Genomic DNA, 5,203 nt, shown 5'->3' with positions numbered 1-5,203 from the left:
GGGCGCAGCGGGCGATGTGTATGCCGTTCGGGCCAATTCTTGAGCGTTCACTTCGGATCCTTCCGGTGACAATTAAGTTTAGGCGCGGCCTAAATTGCCGCGGGAACTGGGCGCCTTATTGGCGCCCAGTTGGTTGTCGTTAACGGAAGAGAGAGAGGATCGATTGAGGCGCTTGGTTTGCGATGGAGAGAGCTTGAACGCCGAGCTGTTGCTGTACTTGCAAAGCTTGGAGGCGCGCAGAGGTTTCTTCCATATCTGCATCGACCATGGCGCCGATACCCGATTTCAAAGAATCAGTTAGGTTTGAAACGAAGCTCGACTGGGTTTCGATGCGACCTTGGGCCGACCCAAATGCCGCGGCTGCATCAATGGATTGACTGATGAGACCATCGATCGCTGCAAGGGCACCTGTCGCGCCGGAATCGGTAGTTACATCAACTGTTTGCAGTGCGCCGAGGCCGCCAGTCGCGGCTGAGGTCCCTGGCGTTCCGGCAAGCTGAATTCGTTGACCAACGTTGATGGTTGCACCAGACGCATTGGAAATCGTAATTTCGTTTCCGTTGGTGCCGCCAAGGGCGACGGAGTAATCGCCAGTATCTGTTGCGGCTGCGAAGAAACTGCTCATTTGATTTGAAAGGTTTCTGGCAACGTCTTGAACACTGTCATCCGCGCCCGCGACATATTGGAATACGCGGTCACCTGTGGCAGTTCCACCGCCTGCGACATTGATAGCAAGATCTGTCATGTTGATCTCGTAACTGACACCCGCCGCAACTTGGTTGATAGCGACCGTTGTGTCATTCCCGGTTGTCAATGCACCAAGGTCCGCGGTGACATATGTGTCATCTTCGATCGTCGCGGTGGCGCCCGACATGAAGACTGCAGCTGCAGCGGCGTTTGCAGGATCGGTTGTGCCAAAGACCGCTGCAGAGGCGGAGGTCGTCACGGAAAGACTTTGACGCGCTACGCTAATTTGTGAGGCCGTCACCGTGCCGTCAGAGTTGCGATCGAGGGATGACAGAATTTTCATGTCGTCGGTCGACGCGCCGTCAATCAAATTGAGACCGTTGAATTGTGCAGCACCTACCACGGATCTGATTTGATCAGTCAGCGCGGTGATGTCGGTTTGGATTTTGGTGCGGTCGACGTTCTCTTCTTGTGCGGCAACGATTTTGCCTTTGATGTCTGTCAAAAGGTCTGTGATCGTTTCAGAAGCCTGAGCCGCAACAGCGAGTGTTGATTCACCAAGGGCTAGGCTGTCTGAAATGCCTTTGAAGCCTTTGACGTCAGATTCCATCACTTTTGAAATGGCCCAAATAGAGGCGTTATCTTTTGCGGATGAAATTGATTTACCGGTCGAAATGACACTTTGCGTATCTGTGAGGTTGCTGTTGATGGACTTCAAAGTTTGAAGCGCAACCATGGCGCCGTTGTTTGTCAGAATGCTGGACATGATTCTATGTTCCTTCGGTTTCAGAGCGCATTATGCGCGTATGATTTACGAGACCCGTCCCTTTGGACAGTTTCAGGTTTGTCATTCTGACGACGTGCGGATGATCTGTTCTCAGTCTGCCGCGCCACCTCTGGGGTGCACTCTGAACATAAAGGTCGATTGGTTGAGACTTTCCTAAGGTGTTTGTAAAATTGCCACGAAAATGGTGTTTATTTGACCCAGATCTCACATTTTTTTCTTTATAGTTAATGGCTTGTTATCGATGTTCAGGCGCGTGCCTGAGGGATCATAGGTTTGAAATGCGGGGTTTGGTGCGCGCAAACGAGAGAGGCTTTTGCGGGCCGATTTAAGACCCTCGGCTGAGGCGGCCAAGAGTTTGCTGTTGCGTTCGGACAGTGTTTTGAGGCGTTCAAGGTCGCTCTGTGTCGCATTGGATCGCGCGACAGATTTCATGAGCGCAATTTTCGAGGCACTGAGAGATGCCAGCGTGGCAAATTGTGACTTTAGAATCGCGCTATGTTCTTTTTCCAACAAATCGCTCAAGGCTTTGCTGGGTGGGACCATCTCAAAGAGGCTCATTCGCACGCTCCTTTAATGTTTCAAAAAGCTGTTCTGCGAGACCAATTCCGCCAGCCTCTACCATTTTTTCGGCCTGCGCCTGAACGAAGAACGAGGAGAACTGATCTTCTCCGGTGCCGCCGCCAAACTGTTCTGATGTTTTTCCGAATCCTGCAGATTTCAGCATTTCAGCGAGAAATGCAGCTTCCAGTTTCTCGGAAGCATCGCGCAATTTGTCTTCCTGCGTCGGGGCATTTGGCAGGCTGGCATTCGGTGTGGTCGCAATTGGTGTGATCTGCATTGTGTGTTCATCCGCATTGAATGTTTTTTTCTATTTAGCGGTGAACTGGTAAAGAACCGGTAACTCTCTTTGGGCATAACAGGGCATCGGCGAAAGAATTTCCGGATGAACGTTATGCAGTTTTTGAACACGAAGCCCCATCCTGCGTTGGTTGGCAGCAGTCCAAGTCAGCCCGTGAAGGCAGTCAATTTGGACGCGTCAGCGCGTGCAGAGAATGCGTTTCGGTTTCACGATGTGGTCAATGTAGAGGTCGCTGTGGCGGAGGGGCCTGTAAAGGAAAGCCCGCCCATTGATGCGCCTGACGTTGATAGTATCGATCCACTGACAGCTGGAATTGGCGATGTTGCGGCCTATGGTGGAAGTGTCATTTTGCCTGCGGGGATCGACCCTCAGCACCCTTTGGCAGGAGTCATTGGTGATGTTGAGGTTAGTAATGATGAGGGTATATCTTCTTTACCGCTTGAGACGAATGAAGGTGTCGAAACAGTTGAACAATCTCCTGAGGCCACTCCGAAGTTGGTCGAGGATGTCTTTGAAGATGAAGCTGGTGCAGCCGAACGCGACCTACGTTCAGACACAGAGCATGTTGCGATAGAGCGCGCACCATCAGGTAAAGTTGAAGTCGCAGATGCAACTGTCGAGAGGGCCGCACCCGCGTCCATGACAGAGCCTGACGCACCGTTGAATAAGCAAGATCGCGAGGATCAGCCTGTCGAAATTGGATGGGGGACTTCTAGTCAAAATGATAGGCGCGTGGAAGCTCATGATGCGGCGCCAAATGGGGAGCAAAACACGACGATTGCGCCGCGCAGTGAGGCCCGTGAGGAAGTGCTGCCAAGGCGGTCGGAACGGGCGCAAAGCGTGCTTGCTGACGTGGCTCCGCACACCCCAAGTGAAGTCGCGCAATCGAATGTACCTGCAAACGCAAACGCGACACATACCCCCGCCGCGCTTAAAGCAAACCCTATTGATATGCCGACACCTGAGATGCCGACCTTGCGCGATACCGGTGGGACCGCGGGTGCGGTTGAGCAAAATGTGGAAGGCGCAAAGCGTAATGAGGCCGCGCCACTTATAGAAAAGACCATGCAAACCGAGGGTCAACATGAGGTTCGTGCGGACAATCGCGCCCCACCTGCAGAGGGCATGAAGCAAGAACGCCCTCTTGGGGATGCGCCGGAGCGTGCTATTGCCGCGCGCCAGCCAGTTGAGGCCACCGCTGATTTGAAAACAACGAATCCGCCGTCTTTGTCTGGTTCGAATGTGGGCAAAGATACAAACAGTGATCACATCGACGCGGCGCCAAATCAACTTCACGGGGTTGGAAATGATGTTGGCGTTGAAAAGCCTGCACCCGCATCCGCCCCCGCGCCGATGCCTGTCGCCGCGAAGCCGATGGAACAATCGCGTGAGGCCTTTGGCACCAAGGTCGATTTTGCGCCTGAACGGGACGCTGATTTGAGCGAGCCGCCGAGCGACACGATCAAAAAACCAAATACATCTCAAGTGGTGACTTCTAGAAATGACGCGCCCGTTGCACCAAGCACGCCTGCCGCCCATGCGACCTTATTTGCCGCTTCAACAAGTCCCTTCGAGTTGCAAAAAGGTGGGGTGAATCGTGGGCTGTCACTCGGGCTTGACGGTATTTCTCCTTACGGGGGCCTTGAAATGGGGGCCTCGACATTGGCGCACAGACAGATCGAGACCATGATGCAATCGCCCGCGATGGCGCTGCCTGCGCGGCTTGCTGTGCAAATTGCTGACGTGGCACGACAACTGCCAGATGGACCTGTTGAAATCAGTTTGTCGCCGGAAGAACTTGGCAAAGTTAGGCTGACGTTTCAGGTGTCAGACACTGGCGCGATGACTGTGGTGGTCGCCGCAGAGCGTGCGGAAACGTTGGAATTGATGCGGCGCAATGCCGACAGTTTGTTGGCTGAATTTTCTGACCTTGGGTATGAAAACAGCAGCTTTCAATTCGAACACGGGGGACAGCAGTCTTCCGATGACGACTCCAATCCCAAAAAGCCTGCATCGCAAGCATCACATGAGGCCGCGGGCACTGGATTAGATCGCAACGCGCCGGATATGCCGACCCCAACACGGATTCACTTGGATGGGTCTGCTGGCATGGACCTAAGATTGTAAGGAAACCACTATGACCCCAGACGTAAACACGGCCCAACCCGCAACATCGCCAAGCCCCGCGACCGCAAACGCGTCTGCTGCAAGCAGCGGTGCCGCAACCTCTGCGATGAGTTCGGATTTTGAGACCTTTCTCAAAATGCTCACGGTTCAGATGAAAAACCAAGACCCGCTCAACCCGATCGAATCGTCGGACTATGCGGTGCAGCTCGCAACATTTTCGGGTGTTGAGCAGCAAGTTCAAACGAATGACCTGTTGAAATCACTTGCGTCGCAAATGGGAGTGATGGGCATGGCGCAAATTTCGGGTTGGGTTGGAATGGAGGCGCGCAGCAACGCACCCGTTCAATTTGACGGCAACCCCATCACTTTGGCACCCGCCCCAAGATCTTCGGCGGATCAGTCCTTTTTGATTGTGAAAGATGCAGCGGGCAATGTTGTGCAAACGTCTGAAGTCCCTGCGAGGTCAGAATACATCGAGTGGGACGGCATGAAAGATGACGGCACGCAGTTTGCGCCGGGCACTTATTCGTTCTCGATGGAGAATTTTGCCTCCGACGAATTCGTGTCAGCGACATCAGTGGATACCTATGGTGAAATCATCGAAGCACGTGCCGAAGGTGTCGCCACGGTTTTGGTGCTCAAGGGTGGCGTTGAGGTGAACGCAGACGATGTATCGGCGTTGCGCGCGCCCAAATAACCGACAAGAGGTTGCATCGCCCTGTGGCCTTTTTGTACACACGAGC

At 53.6% G+C, this 5,203-nt stretch carries 5 protein-coding genes; 2 read left to right on the top strand and 3 right to left on the bottom strand.

Annotation, left to right across the window (positions count from 1 at the left end; genetic code table 11):
- Window positions 1–139: 139 nt before the first annotated feature.
- From ABF287_RS09295 to ABF287_RS09285, 3 genes are all read right to left on the bottom strand, one after another.
- On the bottom strand, window positions 140–1,453 hold the full coding sequence (locus ABF287_RS09295; protein WP_347184732.1) for a flagellin: 1,314 nt from the start codon (window positions 1,451–1,453) through the stop codon (window positions 140–142).
- A 225-nt stretch (window positions 1,454–1,678) separates the two neighbouring features.
- Complete coding sequence (locus ABF287_RS09290; RefSeq protein WP_347184731.1) at window positions 1,679–2,032, bottom strand: hypothetical protein; 354 nt, start codon at window positions 2,030–2,032, stop codon at window positions 1,679–1,681.
- Window positions 2,019–2,312 (bottom strand): rod-binding protein, encoded by a 294-nt coding sequence (locus tag ABF287_RS09285; RefSeq protein ID WP_347184730.1) that lies wholly within the window; start codon window positions 2,310–2,312, stop codon window positions 2,019–2,021. The genes ABF287_RS09290 and ABF287_RS09285 overlap by 14 nt, the downstream gene beginning before the upstream one ends.
- A gap of 114 nt (window positions 2,313–2,426) precedes the next feature.
- Between ABF287_RS09285 and ABF287_RS09280 the strand changes: the two genes are divergently transcribed.
- Both ABF287_RS09280 and ABF287_RS09275 read left to right on the top strand, forming a co-directional pair.
- On the top strand, window positions 2,427–4,460 hold the full coding sequence (locus tag ABF287_RS09280; protein WP_347184729.1) for a flagellar hook-length control protein FliK: 2,034 nt from the start codon (window positions 2,427–2,429) through the stop codon (window positions 4,458–4,460).
- 10 nt (window positions 4,461–4,470) lie between these two features.
- A complete protein-coding gene (locus ABF287_RS09275) occupies window positions 4,471–5,157 on the top strand; it encodes a flagellar hook capping FlgD N-terminal domain-containing protein (protein ID WP_347184728.1) in 687 nt (228 codons plus the stop codon).
- The last annotated feature ends 46 nt before the right edge of the window (window positions 5,158–5,203 follow it).

The sequence above is a fragment of the Pacificibacter sp. genome, from assembly GCF_039769035.1.
Lineage (GTDB): Bacteria > Pseudomonadota > Alphaproteobacteria > Rhodobacterales > Rhodobacteraceae > Celeribacter.
The sequence above is the reverse complement of the archived record's forward strand: the minus strand, read 5'-3'. Positions and strand labels throughout refer to the sequence as shown.